Origin of the sequence: Nonomuraea sp. NPDC048916 (assembly GCF_040649575.1) — a bacterium.
Taxonomy (GTDB): Bacteria; Actinomycetota; Actinomycetes; order Streptosporangiales; family Streptosporangiaceae; genus Nonomuraea.
In genome coordinates this window covers 201505-218616 of record NZ_JBEZFS010000009.1, presented here as the reverse complement: position 1 = coordinate 218616, position 17112 = coordinate 201505, and the positions used below count along the sequence as shown (strand labels likewise).

Below are 17112 nucleotides of genomic sequence, written 5' to 3'. Positions count from 1 at the left end.
AACGCGCCTCATCTCGTCGCCCTGGTCCGCGCCGGGGCCACGTTCGTCAAGGGCAAGCTCGTCGAGCGGCCTGAGGAATCACCGGCCGTCGAGGACCCATCGATAGCCGCCTGAAAAAGCTTGATCCACAGGTCTTGACGATTGCTCATCGCGCTTGGTGTCGGGGTGCTGGGCTTGGTCGGTTCGGCCCGGTGTCGCCTCCTCGTCAGACCAGCTGGAGCGGTTGCATGAACGCCGCCGCCGAGTGGATTCCCCAGCGCGGGGCAGTCGAGCCAGCCAATCGCGGCGATCTGTACACAGCGGAGCGGAAATCGCGCTCGCGGCAGCGGAGACATCGATCCCTCTCCTGCAGTCTGGGACCGCGTTTCAAGGCTTCCGGGCCGCAAGGGCGAACACCATCTTGAGGCGGAGGGCGGGTGGAACCCCTATCCACCGCTTATGACTCCGATGCTCCTGGGGTCGTGATGCCAGCAGGGACCTCGGGTTCGTTCTGATCCGGTGCGCGATGGGATTGCTGCTCGCGCAGGAGCGCCTGTGCAACGGCGGCGGCCGTGACGGCCTCTTCGCGTTGCTGCTGAGCGCTCTTGAGCGCGTCAACGAGGTGGGCAAGTTCGCCCCGCAGGCGTTCGGTCTCACCGAGAGAGGCGGCTCTGGCCTGGTCCGTGAGGGTACGGGCCTGCTCGGCCACGGCAGTCGCGGTGACGGCGTGTTCGCGCCGCTGCTGTTCGGCGGCCAGTGCTTGGCGTAGCCGGGTGGCCTCCTCGGCGTGCGCCGCGGCGGTGCCTCGGGCCTGGTCGCGTTCCTGCTCGGCTTTCCGGGTCCGGGCTTGCTGTTCCTGCAATTGGCGGCGGAGGCCGGCGAGCTCGTGCTGCTGGTCACTGACCTGCCGTTCCAGTTCGGTGATGCGGGCAGTCGCGGTGGCGTGCAGCTCGGTGAGTTCGGCAGTTCGCCGGCGGGCGGTGTCCCGGTCGTGCTCGGCCTGGCACTGCCGGTCGGCGGCGTCGGCGGTGAGCTGCTCGGCCTGGGTGCGGGCGGTCTGGTGCTCGCCGACCTGGCGCCAGGCGTCCTGTTCGCGTTCCTCGGCACGATCGCGGGCGGTCTCGGCCTGAGCACGGGCCTGCTCGGCGGCGGCGATCCGGGTGGCGGCAGTGTTGGCCGCGGTCGTAGCGCGCTGCTCGGCCGCCGCGGCGGCGGCACACGCCTCCTCGGCGGCCTGTTCGGCAGCCTCCACCTGGGCCAGCGCACCGGTATTCAGCTCGGCCAACTGGCTAAGCAGCGCCTCCTGGGCGGCCTGCCACTGCTCCCCGGCGGCCAGCAGCGGGGCGAGCAGATCCTGGGCACGCAGCAGCGCGTTGGCCACGGGGGCGGCGTGTGCGGTGGTGCGTGCCCGGTAGGCAGCAGCCCGGCAGGCGTCACTGCAGTACTTGGCGCGGCTGCTGCGCCCGGGCAGGGCTTTCGCGCAGCCGGGACCGGCACACCGTAGCTCCTCACTCGTCCCGCTATTTGCCTTGTCGTCGCTTTTAGCCGGTACGCCTGCCGTCACAGTTTCCTGATTGTTCGCCACAAGCAGCAGAGTAACGTTTGCAGCGTGCGAACGCAGTATTTCCGTTCGTACGCAAACGGTCGGAGAGAATGGCCTGACCCGTGATAACCTTCCTTATCGCGGGTTAGAAACCGGCACCGGACTGGGTGCTGGACGGGCGCCAAAACGGGCGGGAGACGGGCGTGCACGACGAGCGAGAGACGCTGCCGGCCCCGGCACTGGGGGAGCGGCCGCCGATTTACCCGCCTCCAGAAAATGCCGCCGCGCATACCGCCGCCGACTACACCCTCAGCGCCGGCACCCAGGCCCGGATCGCCGACGGCGTGCCGGCCAACACCCGCCGCGCCTACGCCCGCCAATGGGCCACCTTCACCGCCTGGTGCACCACCCACGGCCGGATCGCGCTGCCCGCCACCGCGCACACCCTGGCCGAATACACCTCGCAGCTGTGCGAGGCCGGACAGTCCCCGGCCAGCATCGAGCAGGCCATCGCCGCGGTGCGCACCATGCACCGGCTGGCCGGCCACACCGGTGAGCCCGCCACTGAGTCCGCCCGCCTGGCGCTGCGCGCCTACAAACGCCGGCGCGCCGAGGCCGGCGGCCGTGCTCAGCGCGAGGCCCCGCCCATCACCATCGACGCGCTGCGCGCCATGGTCAGCGCCTGCGACCTGGGCACGCCGGCCGGGCGGCGCGACCGGCTGCTGCTGGTGCTCGGCCTGGCCCTGATGGGCCGCCGCAGCGAACTCGTCGCGCTCACCCGCGACGACGTACGCGAGGTCGCCGACGGCCTCGAGGTGACCATCCGCACCTCCAAGACCGACAAGGACTCCACCGGTGAGACCATCGCCATCCCGCGCGGCAGCCACCCGCTCACCGATCCCGTCGCCGCCTGGCGCGACTGGCTGCATGTCCTCGACCAGGCCGGGCACGTCTCCGGGCGGCTGCTGCGCCGGATCAATCGGCACGGCACGATCGGCCCCTCGCTCGGCGCCGACGCCGTGAATACCATCGTCCGCGACCTCGCCGTCCGCGCTCGCGTGCCCAGCGCGGAGACCGTCACCGCGCACAGCCTGCGCGCCGGCGGCGCCACCGTGGCCTACGCCGCCGGCGTCCCGGTCGCCGTCATCGCCAAGCACGGCCGCTGGGCCCCCGCCTCACCGGTGGTTTTGCGGTACATCAGGGCCGTCGACCGCTGGCGCGACAACGCGATGCGCAATGTAGGTCTCTGACCAGCAAAAACGCAAAAGGCAGCGGCGAATCCCGAGAGCAACGCCTTCCGCCTCAGCCGCGTTCGTCGCCCGTAGATGGTGCGGGCGCAGGAGCAGGACAGGGTGGGGATGGGCGGTGCCCCGGGACGCATGAAACAGAGGCGAGCCCGGGGCTCAGGTCCCCACGCTAGCAGCCAAGATCCGGCGCGGGGGTGAAGGATGGCACCTCCGCGACGCAAGATAGCGGCAGTGACCACGCGGAACTATGACACTCACCGACGCATACCAATGACAGAGCAGCCCTCTTCAAGAGAAGGTCTTCGCCCCGCCCGTGAAGGGCAAGAAAACCTGCATGCCAAGCGGCAACACCCACGACACCCTCGTCATGATGGCAGGTATCAGGAATGGAAGAGAGCAGGTCAAGGCGTAAATGGCCGTCATTTGCGAGGTTCGGTCCTATACCTACGGCGCCCCCCACGGGCGCTCGTCAGGCTCTTGACCATCCAGACCTAGCAGGCCCAGATCGGCCACATGGATGCTGGGTTTCTTCGCCCGTAACCTTCACCAGCGAACCACGAGCGGATCCCCGATAACGTTCCGCAGATGTTCTGAGGCGTTGATGGGAACGCTGGCACTGTCATAGCTCCGCGCCTCGGAGTCGACGCCGTGAACTCTTAAAACCGCAGTTCGAGGACTATGCACAGGGCTCTCGCTGCCATAGGTTCGCGTCGTCCGTTGTCAAAGATCTGCGTTTCCAGTGTCAGTGAGCCTGCGCGTCACAGCGGCAATCTTCAGCTGTTCCGTTGTTCCCCGAGGCCAGGTGCCGTTCGATCGACTACTTGTGGGAATCCTGCCTTCTCGCAAGTTGGCTGGAAATCCATCCACGCAACAGATCTTAATTTCTGAATTTCAATTTCCAGAAAATCAAAAATGGTAGTGTGCTGCCGTGACTGAGAGTGTTGTGGTGACGCCGTGCAAGCACTGCGGGGCGCCGATCGAGCAGCGGCAGGGGAGAGGCCGGCCCAAGGCCTACTGTCCCGAAGGGGATTGCCAGGCGACGGCCAAGCGGGAGCGCGAGCTGCGACGGGCCACTCCGGGCCTGGAGGGGGCGTTGGCCAGGGCCGAGCAGCTGTACGACCGGATGGAGAGCGGGCTGGCTGCGGCCATCGAGCCGCTGGCCCGGGCGCTGGCCGAGGAGTTGAGCCCGGCCGGGGTGGAGGCCAGGCTGAGCGCCGTGCAGGCGGAGGCGCACACCCGGGTCGCCATCGCGCGCACCGAGCGGGAGCAGGCGTTCGAGCAGGTGCGCCTGGCCCGGGAGGCGGCCGAGCACGCGCGCCGCGAGGCCGGGGCGATGCGGCTGCGGGTCGAGGAGGCCGAAGGCGAACGGGACACCGCGTTGCGGGATGCCGAGCGGGCACGCGAGCAGGCGCTGGCCGCGCTGCGGGAGGCGGCCAGCACCGAGCGGCAGGCCCTGCAGAGCGCCGAGGAGGCCGGCCGTCGCGCTGATCAGGCCGAGCGGCGGGCCGACGAGGCGCTCCAGCGTGCCGAGCTGGCGGAGCTGGCCAGGGTGCGGGCGGTTCAGGAGCTCACCGAACGGGCGGAGGCGGCCGAGGCTCGCACGGATGAGGCGCAGGCGCGGGCCGTACGGGCGGCGAAGGACGCCGAGCTGGCGCGGACCGAGCGCGACCTGGCGCGCGAGGAGGTGGCGGCGGCCGGACGGGCGAGGCAGGAGGCCGAGCGGGAGCTGGCGGCGGCGCAGGCCAGGGCGGAGGCCGCCGGCCAGGAACGCGATCGAGCCGTCGCCCGCGCCGAAGGCGCCGAACGGAAGGCGGCGGAGGCTGACCGGGACCGGGCCGTCACGCTCAACGGCGTGGCGCAGGCGCGCGAGGCCGCCGCGACCGAGGTGGCGGCGGCCGGGCGGGCGAGGCGGCAGGCCGAGCGGGAGCTGGCCGCGATGGGCGAACGGGTGAAGGCCGCGGAGGACGCCGCCGCCGCGCTCTCATTGGCCGAGGAGAGCGCGGCGGCAGAACGGGAACGGACCGACGTCGTGGCGGGCGAGCGCGATCAGTTGCTGGGGGAGCTGCGGCTGGAGCGGGCGCGGCTGGAGGATCTCCGCGCACAGCTCGACGCCGCCCGGACGGAGGCCGCCGAGCTGCGCGAACGGGCCGTGGCGGCCGAGCTGAAGGCCCGCTGACCTGTTGCCGGCTTCCGGTACGCGAGACCGCCGTCCGACCGTCAGCTCGGGAAGGCCTCCCGTGGTCAGGGCCTGGACTCCAATAGCTACGGCGAGCCCGCCACTTGGTTGATCCTTCGGGGCTAGCGCTGGAATCGGGGGTCAGAGTGATTTGGAACGGAATCCGGCGTTAACGCAGTTCTCGCAGGTCGGGGTGTCGGTAAGACTCGTGCGGGCGTTCCCCCTTGAGCGTGGACACCTTGGAGACTGGATCTTGAGGTCCAGGGGAAGAGATGTCCCTGATGGTGATGAAAGACCTGTTTTGCTTCGATCAGGAAACAGCGAGCAAGAGGAGGATGGCCAGCGAGCCCGCGGTCGTGAGGAGAAAGCGCGCCAGGACTAGGGTGCGGAACCATCTGGGGAAGGCCGCCTCGGCTGCCCTCATCAGAGCCTTGGCATCGATGTCTGTGGTGCCGGACTTTCGGAGCGCGGCCTCCACGTACCGGACGACGAAGACCTGGGCGGTGGTGATGAAGCCGCCGACGATCAGCAGGATGGGCTGGAGGATCCAGGTGAGCAGTGGTTGGTCGTTGAGGTTCAGTACGGCGAGCGCGGCCAGGCCCAGGGCGATCGCCATTGACACCGCCACGCCGGCGGTGCCGGCGGTGAAGTCGAGGCCGTGCTCGACCAGCACGGCACGATCACGGCCTTGCCGCTGGATCTCGGTATCGGCGGCTTGCTGGGCCGCGCTGCCGTACCGGTGGCCAGCGAGTGGGACAAGCAGATACGTCAGAGCCAACAGCAATTGAAGGGTGACAACGATGGGCACGGGGGCTCCTCGATGAACGGGTGAACTTAGTTCAACAACGTAGCCTGGGATTGAACTAAGTTCAACGGCGGCTAGGCTGAGCCCCATGCTGACCAGGGAGCAGATCGTCCGGGCCGCCGTCGCGGTGCTCGACGCGGAGGGCGTGAACGGGCTGAACATGCGCCGGTTGGGCGCACACCTGGGATCGGCTGCATCGGCGATGTATCACCACGTGGAGAGCAAGAACAAGCTGGTAGTCCTCGCCGCCGACCACGTGTTCGGCGAGATCGCACTGCCCGATCCGGCCGGGGCCGGTTGGCGAGAAGCTGCCGCATCCCTGGCGCGTGGTGCGTATGCCATGGTCGTCCGGCACTTCTGGCTGATCCCGGCCATGAGTACCCACCTCATCTACGGCCCCAACAAGGCTCGCTTCGATGAGCAGTGCTTGATGGTCTACGAGAGTGCCGGGTTCACCGAAAGCGCGGCCGATCAGGCGGCTGCAACCGTGCTCATGTTCGTGATCGGCGCGGCGCAGGGTGAGGCGGCGCAGGCGGCCTGGCTGGCGCGCCTGCGCCGAAGCGGAGCTGATGCCGAACAGGAGCTGCGGGAGATCACCGCAGAGATAGTCGAGATCGCCCAGGACTTTCCTCGCCTGCGAGTCCGGCTCGGCTCCATCACCGCCTCCCCGCCCGAAGATCCCTTCGAGTTCGGGCTCCACACTCTGCTTACCGGCTTGGAGTCGCGCGCCGCTCGAGGTTGATCACGCGGCATGTGCCCGGGACTGGCTGCCTTCCGGTCCACCGGGCTAAAGCCGTTTAACCCCTTCGAGGACAGGCGGGCCGAGAACTACGCCAAACTCCGCAAACCGCTGGATCCGCAGGCGTTCATCGACCAGCTCCGGGGCGAGATGGACGCCGAACTGTCGGCGCTGAACGACGCCCTGGCCGGGAAGGGCCTGGCCTGGCTGAAGATCGCCGAACGGCGCAACGCCGGGGCGATCCATCTCACCCCGCTGGACGCCGCCCCGGAACCGCGCAACCTGCGCCGGCTGAAGGCGGCGATCCGGGACCGGTGGGGCGTCGTCCCGCTGATGGACATGCTGACCGAGACGGCCCTGCGGACGGGCTGCCTGAACGTCTTCACCCCGGCCGGGACGCAGAACCACCTGGACGCGGCGGTGCTGTTTGAACGGCTCCTGCTGCTGATCTACGCCTACGGGACGGGGACCGGGATCCGCGCGGTCGCCGCCGGCGACCATCCCCACACCGAGGACGACCTTCGGCACGCGCGCCGCCGCTATCTGACCGTCGAGGCCTGCCGCGAGGTCGCCCGGGTGATCGCCAACGCGACCTTCGCTGTCCGGCAGGCCGCCCTGTGGGGCGAGGGCACGACCGCGGTCGCCTCGGATTCCACTCACTTGTCGGCCTTCGATCAGAACATCTTCACCGAGTGGCACTCCCGCTACCGCAGGGCCAAGCGCGGCGTGCTGATCTACTGGACGGTCGAAACCGGCGGGTCCATGGCCGTCCACTCCCAGCTGATCTCCTGCTCCGCGTCCGAGGTGCACGCCATGGTCGAGGGCGCGATGCGGCACGGCACCGACATGGAGATCGAGCAGAACTTCGTCGACTCCCACGGCGCCTCGTTCGTCGGGTTCGGGATCACCCGGCTGCTGGACTTCGACCTGGTCGCCCGGTTCAAGCAGATCAACAAGATGAAGCTGTATGTGCCCGGCCGGGGCGAGGACTTCTCCTACCCGTTGCTCGGACCCGCGCTGACCAGGCCGATCCGGTGGGACATCATCACCCAGAACTACGACATCATGATGAAGTACGCCACCGCGATCCGGCTGCGGACCGCCTCCACCGAGGCCCTGCTGCGCCGGTTCACCAGCGAGACCCCCCGCCTACGCCGCGATGCTGGAGGTCGGCCGCGCCCAGCGCACCGTCTTCCTGGCCCGCTGGCTTCGCGACCGCGATCTTCATCGGGAGACCGAATCCGGGCTGAACGTGGTGGAGAACTACAACGGCGCAGGCGACTACATCAAGTTCGGCAAGCGCGGAGAGCTCGCCTCCAACCGGCGCGAAGAACAGGAACCGGGATGTTGTGCCTGCACATTCTCCAGTCGGCCCTCGGTCTGATCAACACGCTGATGATCCAGGACACCCTCGCCCTACCCGAGTGGGAGAACGTCCTGACCGACGCCGACCGGCGCGGGCTCACGCCGCTGTTCCACACCAACATGACCCCCTACGGTGAGATCCAGCTGCGCACCGACCGGCGCCTGGACCTCACCGACCTGCCGACTGCGTAACGCCGGACGCTCGCCCGTTCCGGCGGCAGCGCGGCTGGACCATCCCGGCGCTCGATGCCGGCGCTCGATGCCGGCGGGGCGTCGGCGATACTGTGGGCGTGGAGTACGTGTCCAGAGTGCCGCGACCGCCGCTGGACGGGCTGATCGACGACCTTTACTACCTGGAGGGTGCGCCGCCGTACGCCCGGCTGACGCTGCCGCCGATGCCGTCGGCGTTGCTCATCGTCAACCTCGGGGCGCCGTTCCGCATCCGCGCCGGCACCGACATCGAGACGGCCGAGTACGCCGACGGCTGCGTGGTCACCACGCCCACCCGCGCGCTGGAGTTCGGCTACCCACTCCGGACCCGGTCCGTCGGCGTGCACTTCAAGCCGTGGGGGCTGGCGCCGTTCCTGCCGATGCCCGCGGCCGAGCTGTGTGACCGGTCGGTGACGGTAGAGCAGGTTTGGGGCCGGCCCGCCATTGCTGAGCTGCGAGACCGGCTGGCCACGGCGGACGGACCGCACGAGATGCTGACGCTGCTCGAGGAGGAGCTGATACGACGGCTGTGCGAGACCGCCGGCCTGGGGCTGGTCCGCCATACGAGCAGCGTCATCGCGGCGACCAGCGGGGCGGTGGCGATCGGCGACCTGAGCGTGGCAGTCGGTGTCAGCAGCACTCATCTGGCACAGCGGTTCAAGGAGCTCATCGGCGTCACGCCGAAGCGGCTGGCCCGCACCTACCGCTTCGCCGCCACCGTGTTCGCGATCAACCCCGCCGGACCGATCGACTGGGGCGACCTCGCCGGTGGCGCAGGCTACTTCGACCAGGCCCACTTCGGCCACGAGTTCCGGGCGTTCACCGGGCTCACGCCGACCCGGTACGTCGAAGTCCGGCGGCGGTTCCTGCGCGAACATCCCGGCCACGCGCTGGACGGCTGGCCGCTGCCGGCCGATTGATTTCTTACAAGAGCGACAGCTCACGACACGCTAATTTGGGGGCACCCCAAAGCAGAGGAGAGCCCCGTGGGCAAGGTGGTCATGTACAGCTCGGTGTCGGTGGACGGCTTCGTCGCGGACGAGAATGACCAGCCCGGACCGCTGTTCGACTGGTTGTCCAACGGTGACGTCCCGTTGGACGAGAGCGGCGAGGTGAAGGTGTCGCAGACGTCCTACGACTACACCCGGGCGTACTGGGACCAGATCGGAGTCACGATCGTCGGCCGCCACGTCTTCGACCTGACGGACGGCTGGGACGGGAAGCCTCCGAGCGGGGTCGACCACGTGGTCGTCGTGTCGCACCGGCCGATGCCCGAGGGCTGGGACCCCGAGGCGCCGTTTCACTTCGTCGACGGCGTCGAGGCAGCCGTGGCCAAGGCGCAGGAGCTTGCGGGTGACCGCATGGTCGAGGTCGCCGCTGGCGACGTCGGTGGCCAGGTGCTTGCCGCGGGCCTGATCGACGAGGTGCGCATGGACGTCGTACCCGTCGTGTTCGGGTCCGGCAAGCGCTACTTCGGGTCGGTCCACGTGCAGCACCTGTTGGAGGATCCTGACGTGGTGATTCAGGGCAACCGGGTGCTTCACCTGCGCTATCGGGTGCGCCGTTGACCGATCTGAGCGGGTACGCGAAGAAGTCCACTGCGAACGGTGACACAAGATCGGGCCTCCGGTTGCGTTTGCGCATCGCTGTCCCTGGTCGGGCAGCCGACGCCGATCCGCCCCAGCACCTCACCTGCGGCAAGTTCAACTCAAGATCACTGGTTGCCGGTTCCGTCGTATCTTGGCCGACCCCCGAACGGACTTGGCCTGAGCGTGGCCTCGCGACTTTGGGCCCGATCAACGCGCCGACGCCGCCCTCCCATCAGAGCTTCTGATCAACTTCTGATATTGCGAGGGCGATGTGGGGCGGCAGCACCAAGCGGTACCCGAGGCGTTCACCACGATCCACGCCGCCTACGCCGCAGCGCTGAAGCGGCCCCCGCTGGACGGCGACACCCGCCGCGCCTACGACTCCCGGGTCCGGACCTTCCTCGCCTGGCTGGAGGCCAGCGGCCTCGGTGGAGACCCGCTCACCGACGCCCACGACCGCGACTTCGCCATTCGCGACTACAAGACCCACATGAAGACCGTGCTGCGCCGCGCGTCGAATACCGTCAACGCCCACCTCACCGCGTTGGACCACTTCTTCACCCAGCTCGGACTCGGCCCCGCCGTCGTCCGCCGCGACGACGCCCCCAAGCTCGCGCCCCGCGCCCTGGACGCCCGCCAGCAGAAGCGCTACCTGCGCGCCGTCGAACGCCGCCCCCTCGCCCGCGACCGCGCCATCGGCCGGCTGCTGTTCTACTCCGGCGTCCGGATCGCCGAGCTCGTCGCTCTGGACGACGACGACGTCCCGCTCTCGGCGCGCAAAGGCATGCCGCTAACCCCCAGCCGCCGCAGTGAAAGCGCCGTCGCACCCGGGTTGGACAGCTTCCCGCCGTCGACATTGAGCGAGCCGCGCACCTGGGTGGAGTCCAGGAATACCTCTCCGCTCGCCACAAAGCCCGGTGTGGCTTGCAGCCCGCTGCCGATCTCCATCAGCGGCGCGTTCAGCGCGCGTCCTCCCGGATTGACGAGATTCGCCAGGGCGAAGGAGAGCGAACCGGCCACGTGGGCGCCACGCAAAAAGGACTTCCCCCTCGGCCGTGAAGCCCTCATTGATGAGCAACCCGCCCTCGACGGTGAGCCTTTCCGCGTTCAGGGCGATGCCGTCGGGGTGGGACAGCCGGGCTCCGCTGAACACGCATCGGCGTCCCACCCGGGCATCCTGCACGCTCAGCTCGCCGTAAGAGTGGAAGCCGTGACCACACGACAACCCGCCGTCAATGACGATCCCCTCGGCGGTGAGACTGAAGCCGCCTGACCGCCCAACCCGCGCGCCATCGAGGGCCATCCTCCCGCCGATCCTGGCGCCCACGACGCGTAACTCACCGTCGATGACGGCGTTCGCACACAGAAGATCACGGTCGACGATCAGGCCGTCGGCCTGGACGGCCAGATCTGCGTGGATCACCGTGCCGCTGAGATTCACCGTCCCGGACACATGGGCTCCACCGAGCTGAATCGGACCATCCATCACACAGCTTTCCAGGCGCAGGCCCCCGCCGATCACGGCATCTGCAGCCTGCAGTCCGGGCAACCGGGAAGCCGCGAGGTCGACCAGGCCGGTGTGGGCTCCGGTGAAGATCGGCGCTTCCTCGAAAGCGCACTCAGTCAAGATCAGAGGATGTTGAACCTCGGCATACGACAGGTCCAACCGGCCGGTGATCAGGGCTCCGGACAGGTGCATGCCAGGCGTCTGCCCTGCAAGGCGTTCCCGGGCGCCGAGCAGCATTTTTGCGATGATCGCAGCCCGAACGGGCGTGCCGGGAAGATCTACAGGACGCGCTGCGGGAAACGCGTCCCAGAGGGCAAGTTCCGGCTCTAACAGATCCTCGATGATCACAGGGCGCTCCTGGAACGTCGCACGCGTCGGTAAGGAGATGCTCCAAGGTCACCACCGGCTTGGCAACCGTCAGGCCCTGCTCGTCCTTGGTATCACATGCGTGATTCGCAGAAATGACCAGTTCTGCGAGACGCAGCTCGTGCGTCTGGCGGTCGCGTTCGCGCAGGTGGCTGTTCGCAGAACTCCTCGCAGAACTCTCCGGTTGCGGGAGAGGGTTCTGCGAGACTGGGCGGATCGGGTACGCGCGCTGCTCGACCAAGAATCAGGAGCTGGAAGGTCAGTTGGCGGCGTTGCGTGCGGCCGGGTGCACGCGGATCTTCTACGAGAAGGCCTCGACGCGGGTGAAGGTGCGGGCCGAGCTGGATGCCGCGCTCACGCTGCGCCGGGACATCAAGTCGGCCGCGCCCGGTCAGACGGTCATCTTCACTGTGCACGAGAATCGGCCTGAGCGTGGACGGCCCGCCCGCAACGCCACCGAGCTGATGACGCTGGCCAGCGGGTTGCAGGCCACCGGGATCCAGCTGGAGTTGCTGACCGGGCCGCTGACCGGGATCTACGACCCGAACGGGCTGGGCGCGATGCTGTTCGCGGTGCTGGCGGTATCCGCGCAACTCGACCGTGACTACATCCGCGACAAGACCCTGGAGAGGCAGCAGATCGCGGCCGCACGCGGCAACCACGGCGGCCGCCCCAAGGTGATCGACGAGGACATGCTCACCTTCGCTCTGGCACTGCGTGCCAAGGGGGTCCCGATCCCCGAGATCGCCGCCAAGCTGACCATCACCACGGGAAAGAACGTTGGCAAACGCCCTTCGCTCGCCTCGTTGTATCGCGCCTGGCCGAAGCCGACGCCGCGGCCACCAAGCATGAGGCGCAAGATTCGGCAGGGCTGCTGCCGTTGGGCGAGGCTTGGGCGACAGAGGGCAACGCCCCGAAGTGCGGGTCAGGTGGGCTGCTGAACCTCCAGGTCGGGGCCCGCCTCATGGCCTGACCCAACGAGGTCTGGCCCGAGGTCGAGCTGTTTGCTCATGTCGAGCTCGAACTTGCCGTACAGGTTCAGATGGCTCCAGAACAGCGCGGACAGGCCGCGCCGGTCGGCGTCGGTGAGTTTCTTGCGCCACTTCGGCTCGGCCAAAACGATCTGCACCATCCGGGTGTTCAAGTAGACGATCGCGGCCTGGACCAAGCTGTCACCGCGGTGCCGTCGGCGACCCGCTTGATGCCCATGTTGGTGCCCAGCCCGAAGGTGCACAGCAGCAGCCGTCGGCGCAGCACCTCCGGCTCGGTGATGGTGCGTGAGGCGACTGAGGTGAACTCAGCGGTGAACTGGGTTGCGTGGTCGACGTTCTTGATCAGGTCCAGCAGGTCGATCACGTCCCAGCGGCGGGCGATCTCTCTCTTAAGCGCCTCCAGGTTCTCGGGCTCGACCTGCTTCTGCCCTGGGCCCGCCGGAACTCGGCGTTGCGCTCGCCTTCGACCTTCTTCTCCGCCCGCACGCTGATCTTGTGCACGAGGTGGACCAGCAGCTCCACCAGACCATCGGTGATCTCGGCCTGCCGCACACGACACAACGCCGCCAGCAGCGTGATGCGGATCGGGACCGGGGCGGCGTCGAAGTCGGAGGGGTACATCTTCATCGCTCGGGCCCGCCAGCCGGGCCCGACCTTCTCGGAGACCCCGTCAAACAAGGTGGCGGGAAGGCCGATCGCCTCAACCCGATCCAGCTTCACGATCTCGGCCAGCAGCGTGTCCAGTTGGAAGGTGCCCGGGTCCTCCTTCAGCTCGTGCAAGAACGCCCGCCGCCCGCCTACGCGAGGTAGCGAACTTGAGACGCAATACCTGCACAGACGAGCTCACTTGGTCGTCATGTCCGAACAGGGATCATGGATCGCGTTCGGCCCGCACAACAACGCCCCGCCGCCAGGCAACCTCCAGTCCCCCTCACCTGCCGCGCACCGAGCGCGGCGGCGATGATTCGAATCGCTTCCGTGGTCTGTGCTCACCGCTTGCTGGGCATGGCCCACTACTCTGTGGTACCGTATAGTGGTACTCGGCACCACAGAGTACCAAGAAGACGGAAGAGGACCCGCGATGGACGACCTGACGGAGATGCTGAAGGGCACGCTTGAGGGCTGCGTGCTTGAAATCCTCGGCAGCGAGGAGACCTACGGGTACGCCATCACGCGCCGGCTGAACGAGCTCGGCTTCGCCGACGTCGTCGAGGGGACGGTTTACACCATCCTGCTGCGACTGGAGAAGAACGGGCTCGTCCAGGTGACGAAACGACCGTCCGGGCTGGGCCCGCCGCGCAAGTTCTATGCGCTCAACGACGCGGGACGCGAAGAACTCGCGACGTTCTGGGCGAAATGGGAGTACATCACATCACGGATCGACAAGCTCAAGGAGGGCGGGAGATGAACTTCTGGGAGACCATGACAGGCAGCGATCTCACCAGGGAATGGAAGGCGTTCGAAGTTCGGGCCGAGGCATTGTCGGCCGACTACCGGGCGGCGTGGGAAGAGATCAAGGGTCATCTTTTTCCCTACTCGGACTTCACTGGCCGAAACCTGATGCCGATTCTCGACAGTGCTCTGGGGCTGCTCGAAGAGACAGCGGCCGATGGGCGGAGCATTCACGAGGTGCTGGGTGACGACATCGAGGGCTTCTGCGCGGCGCTGGCCGGCGGAGAAGGGGCTCGGAGCTTTCGCGGCCGGTGGCGCGAGCAGTTGAACAGGAACGTCGCAAGGAAATTGGGCCAGCTAGGAGGCTGACGTGGGCATCCAAGACATCATCGAGGGCAAGAAGCAGTGGCGGGCGCACATGGCGCGGGTCAAGGCGCTCCCGCCGGACTACCAGATCGTCTACAAGGAGATTCAGAGGTACTTCTTCAAGGTTGGACCGATCGACTTGCTTGACGGGTCCCTGCTCTCAGGGATCGTCGATTTCTTCGAGGAGGGCGTCGCGGCCGGCAAGGGAGTCCTGGAACTCATCGGCAACGACGTCGCCGCCTTCTGCGACGACCTGGTCAAGGACTCGCGCACCTACGCGGACATCTATCAGGAGTCCATCAGAGGGGAACCCGGCACGGCCGAGAAGTAACACCCGTCGACCCGGCCTCATCCCGCTTGATCAGCGCCAGCGCCCGCATCATCGGCGCATGCACGGTGTTGGCCGACCCGAACTCCAGCGCCTCGATGATCTGAATCAAGCCCGTGCGGTAACATCACGAGCTTCGATCTCGATGCCGCCGACGCCCCGATCATGGCGCGAACAGGACCCGGGATTCGAGGTCGAGACGTGTAGTGGGCTCGGCGGCCGGCGGCACCCGTCACTGACAGGCGAAGACCTCAGCGCTGTCCAAACTCATCGACAAACACTGTCGCAACTCACCTACGTAATCAGCCGAGCGAGCGAGCCGAAGCGGCGCTACCAGTAGCCCTGGAGACACTCACCGGGCCGATTGAGGACAGCGGCGCTATCGGCCCATGCAAGGCGCGCACGCAGCGGCTTCCCGCCACCTCTCGCACGGCGATCAATGCGCTGCAGCGGTACCCGCAGTCCTTCAGGCCGCCGGACAAGGCGGACACCTGCCAACGATGCCGGAAGATCTCGCCGACCTGGTCGAGCAGAGCGCGGCGGACGGAACTCCCATCCGCGAAGTCGCCGGGCCGGACTGGGTGGAGTTCGCCGAGGCATTCCTAGCGAACCATCCGCCGGGTCAGCGGATCAGCCGCGAGCGAGAACGGCTGACCAACACCATCGATCGCGCCACGGGCGACAAGCCGTGACCAAACAGAGAACGGATATCTGAATGACAGCCGATAAGGTCCGAGAGCCTGTGATCCACGTGCAGGGCCTGCAGAAGTCGTACAAGGAGCTGCAGGTACTGCGCGGCGTGGACTTCGACGTGGCGCGGGGCAGCATCTTCGCCCTGCTCGGCTCCAACGGGGCAGGCAAGACCACGGTCGTGAAAATCCTGTCCACGCTGCTCAAGGCTGACGCGGGCACGGCCAGTGTCAACGGCTTCGACGTCGCCACGCAACCGGCGAACGTGCGGGAGTCGATCAGCCTGACGGGGCAGTTCGCGGCCGTCGATGAGATCCTCAGCGGGCGGGAGAACCTGGTGCTGGTTGCCCGGCTGCGGCACCTCAAGGATCCGGGCAAAATCGCCGATGACCTGCTGAAGCGTTTCTCACTGACGGATGCGGGCGCGCGGAAGGTGTCGACGTATTCGGGTGGCATGCGCCGCCGCCTCGACATCGCGATGAGCCTCATCGGCAATCCGCCGGTCATCTTCCTCGACGAACCGACCACCGGGCTGGACCCCCAGGCGCGCATCGAGGTGTGGCAGGCCGTCAAGGAACTCGCCCACCACGGTACGACGGTGCTGCTCACGACGCAGTATCTGGACGAGGCCGAACAGCTCGCCGACCGGATCGCGATCCTGCACGAGGGCCGGATCATCGTCAACGGCACCCTGGCCGAGCTCAAGCAACTGCTGCCGCCGGCCAAGGTCGAATACGTCGAAAAGCAGCCGACTCTCGAGGACGTCTTCCTCGCCCTCGTCGGTGACAACGGCAAGAACGGCCATGACCGCAACGTCGGTACGAACGCGTAAGGAACCACGATGACCAAGCACTTCTTCGGCGACACCGCCGTCCTGCTGGGACGATCCCTGCGCCACATCGCGCGCAGCCCGGACACCATCATCACCACCGCGATCATGCCGATCGCCATGATGCTGATGTTCGTCTACGTGTTCGGCGGCGCGATCAACACGGGGTCGGATTCGTATGTGAACTATCTGCTGCCCGGCATCTTGCTCATCACCGTTGCCTCGGGCATCGCCTACACCGCAGTCCGGCTGTTCATGGACATGAAGGGCGGCATCTTCGAGCGCTTCCAGTCCATGCCGATCGCACGCTCGTCCGTGCTGTGGGCGCACGTGCTGACCTCGCTGGTCGCCAATTCGATCTCGCTCGTGGTCGTCGTGCTCGTCGCCCTGCTCATGGGCTTTCGCTCGGCGGCGGGAGTGCCGGCGTGGCTCGCGGTGGCCGGCATCTTGATCCTGTTCACCCTGGCGTTGACGTGGCTGGCCGTCATCCCCGGTCTGTCCGCGAAGTCCGTGGAGGGCGCGAGCGCGTTCTCCTACCCGCTCATCTTCCTGCCGTTCCTCAGCTCGGCCTTCGTACCCACCGACACCATGCCCGGCCCGGTGCGTGCCTTCGCCGAGCACCAGCCGGTGACCTCCATCGTCAACGCCGTCCGCGACCTGTTCACCCAGCAGCCGGTCGGCACCGACATCTGGATCGCCCTCGCCTGGTGTGTCGGCATCCTCATCGTCACGTTCGCCTTCGCCATGAACACCTACCGCCACAGGACCGCCTAGGTAGCCATCCCCTTAACCGGCCGGTCAGCAATTTCGGTGGCACGGTGCCACCACCTCACCACCGAGGAGGCCGAATGCCGGCAGATCCGCCCAGCTCACCTGTGCTGCGCGCGTCCGACGCGGACCGCGACCGGGTCATCGAACTGCTGCGCGCCGCCGTCGCCGACGGCCGGCTCGACCCGGTCGAGTTCGGCGAGCCCCAGCATTCATCGCTG

At 67.5% G+C, this 17112-nt stretch carries 19 protein-coding genes and 2 pseudogenes; 16 read left to right on the top strand and 5 right to left on the bottom strand.

Features of this window, described 5'->3' with window-relative positions; all coding sequences use genetic code 11:
• Window positions 1-436 precede the first annotated feature (436 nt).
• Window positions 437-1360 (bottom strand): hypothetical protein, encoded by a 924-nt coding sequence (locus AB0C16_RS11900; protein WP_357681639.1) that lies wholly within the window; start codon window positions 1358-1360, stop codon window positions 437-439.
• A 365-nt stretch (window positions 1361-1725) separates the two neighbouring features.
• Here AB0C16_RS11900 and AB0C16_RS11895 point away from each other — a divergent pair, with 365 nt between their 5' ends.
• Window positions 1726-2772 carry a tyrosine-type recombinase/integrase gene (locus tag AB0C16_RS11895; protein WP_357681637.1) on the top strand — a complete coding sequence of 349 codons (1047 nt, stop codon included), beginning with the start codon at window positions 1726-1728 and terminating at the stop codon, window positions 2770-2772.
• Between the two features lie 925 nt (window positions 2773-3697).
• The gene (locus AB0C16_RS11890; protein WP_357681635.1) at window positions 3698-4945 is read left to right on the top strand and encodes a hypothetical protein; all 1248 of its coding nucleotides are present in this window, start codon (window positions 3698-3700) and stop codon (window positions 4943-4945) included.
• A 310-nt stretch (window positions 4946-5255) separates the two neighbouring features.
• On the opposite strand, the gene AB0C16_RS11885 is transcribed toward AB0C16_RS11890, so the two are convergent.
• The gene (locus AB0C16_RS11885; RefSeq protein ID WP_357681633.1) at window positions 5256-5753 is read right to left on the bottom strand and encodes a hypothetical protein; all 498 of its coding nucleotides are present in this window, start codon (window positions 5751-5753) and stop codon (window positions 5256-5258) included.
• An 85-nt stretch (window positions 5754-5838) separates the two neighbouring features.
• Here AB0C16_RS11885 and AB0C16_RS11880 point away from each other — a divergent pair, with 85 nt between their 5' ends.
• The 7 genes and pseudogenes from AB0C16_RS11880 (at window position 5839) to AB0C16_RS11850 (ending at window position 12467) form a co-directional block, all read left to right on the top strand.
• Entirely contained in the window at window positions 5839-6492 is a 654-nt protein-coding gene (locus AB0C16_RS11880) for a TetR/AcrR family transcriptional regulator C-terminal domain-containing protein (protein WP_357681631.1), read from the top strand.
• Window positions 6493-6501: 9 nt separating this feature from the next.
• Window positions 6502-8046, top strand: a pseudogene (locus tag AB0C16_RS11875) (transposase).
• A gap of 98 nt (window positions 8047-8144) precedes the next feature.
• Window positions 8145-8984, top strand: a complete 840-nt coding sequence (locus AB0C16_RS11870; protein WP_357681629.1) for a helix-turn-helix domain-containing protein — start codon at window positions 8145-8147, stop codon at window positions 8982-8984.
• A 66-nt stretch (window positions 8985-9050) separates the two neighbouring features.
• The gene (locus AB0C16_RS11865) at window positions 9051-9632 is read left to right on the top strand and encodes a dihydrofolate reductase family protein (RefSeq protein WP_357681627.1); all 582 of its coding nucleotides are present in this window, start codon (window positions 9051-9053) and stop codon (window positions 9630-9632) included.
• 292 nt (window positions 9633-9924) lie between these two features.
• A complete protein-coding gene (locus AB0C16_RS11860; protein WP_357681625.1) occupies window positions 9925-10926 on the top strand; it encodes a hypothetical protein in 1002 nt (333 codons plus the stop codon).
• 180 nt (window positions 10927-11106) lie between these two features.
• A complete protein-coding gene (locus AB0C16_RS11855; RefSeq protein WP_357681623.1) occupies window positions 11107-11490 on the top strand; it encodes a hypothetical protein in 384 nt (127 codons plus the stop codon).
• A gap of 131 nt (window positions 11491-11621) precedes the next feature.
• Window positions 11622-12467 (top strand): recombinase family protein, encoded by an 846-nt coding sequence (locus AB0C16_RS11850; RefSeq protein WP_357681621.1) that lies wholly within the window; start codon window positions 11622-11624, stop codon window positions 12465-12467.
• Here AB0C16_RS11850 and AB0C16_RS11845 read toward each other — a convergent pair.
• Genes AB0C16_RS11845 through AB0C16_RS11835 form a run of 3 tightly spaced genes read right to left on the bottom strand, consistent with a single transcriptional unit; the run spans window position 12452 to window position 13298 of the window.
• Window positions 12452-12658: a hypothetical protein gene (locus AB0C16_RS11845; RefSeq protein ID WP_357681619.1), complete on the bottom strand. Its 207-nt coding sequence runs from the start codon at window positions 12656-12658 to the stop codon at window positions 12452-12454. The genes AB0C16_RS11850 and AB0C16_RS11845 overlap by 16 nt on opposite strands.
• An 8-nt stretch (window positions 12659-12666) precedes the next feature.
• Entirely contained in the window at window positions 12667-12882 is a 216-nt protein-coding gene (locus AB0C16_RS11840; protein ID WP_357681617.1) for a Tn3 family transposase, read from the bottom strand.
• Window positions 12879-13298: a hypothetical protein gene (locus AB0C16_RS11835; protein ID WP_357681615.1), complete on the bottom strand. Its 420-nt coding sequence runs from the start codon at window positions 13296-13298 to the stop codon at window positions 12879-12881. The genes AB0C16_RS11840 and AB0C16_RS11835 overlap by 4 nt, the downstream gene beginning before the upstream one ends.
• A gap of 301 nt (window positions 13299-13599) precedes the next feature.
• Here AB0C16_RS11835 and AB0C16_RS11830 point away from each other — a divergent pair, with 301 nt between their 5' ends.
• The 7 genes and pseudogenes from AB0C16_RS11830 to AB0C16_RS11800 form a co-directional block, all read left to right on the top strand.
• Complete coding sequence (locus AB0C16_RS11830; protein WP_357681613.1) at window positions 13600-13926, top strand: PadR family transcriptional regulator; 327 nt, start codon at window positions 13600-13602, stop codon at window positions 13924-13926.
• Window positions 13923-14279: a DUF1048 domain-containing protein gene (locus AB0C16_RS11825; protein ID WP_357681611.1), complete on the top strand. Its 357-nt coding sequence runs from the start codon at window positions 13923-13925 to the stop codon at window positions 14277-14279. The genes AB0C16_RS11830 and AB0C16_RS11825 overlap by 4 nt, the downstream gene beginning before the upstream one ends.
• Window position 14280: 1 nt before the next feature.
• The gene (locus AB0C16_RS11820) at window positions 14281-14607 is read left to right on the top strand and encodes a DUF1048 domain-containing protein (protein ID WP_347594848.1); all 327 of its coding nucleotides are present in this window, start codon (window positions 14281-14283) and stop codon (window positions 14605-14607) included.
• Window positions 14608-15104: 497 nt separating this feature from the next.
• Window positions 15105-15296 (top strand): hypothetical protein, encoded by a 192-nt coding sequence (locus tag AB0C16_RS11815; protein WP_357681609.1) that lies wholly within the window; start codon window positions 15105-15107, stop codon window positions 15294-15296.
• Between the two features lie 107 nt (window positions 15297-15403).
• Entirely contained in the window at window positions 15404-16126 is a 723-nt protein-coding gene (locus tag AB0C16_RS11810; protein ID WP_357681607.1) for an ATP-binding cassette domain-containing protein, read from the top strand.
• Window positions 16127-16135: 9 nt separating this feature from the next.
• Window positions 16136-16897 carry an ABC transporter permease gene (locus AB0C16_RS11805; protein ID WP_357681605.1) on the top strand — a complete coding sequence of 254 codons (762 nt, stop codon included), beginning with the start codon at window positions 16136-16138 and terminating at the stop codon, window positions 16895-16897.
• 74 nt (window positions 16898-16971) lie between these two features.
• Window positions 16972-17085, top strand: a pseudogene (locus AB0C16_RS11800) (DUF1707 domain-containing protein); the annotation flags it as partial.
• Window positions 17086-17112: the final 27 nt, after the last annotated feature.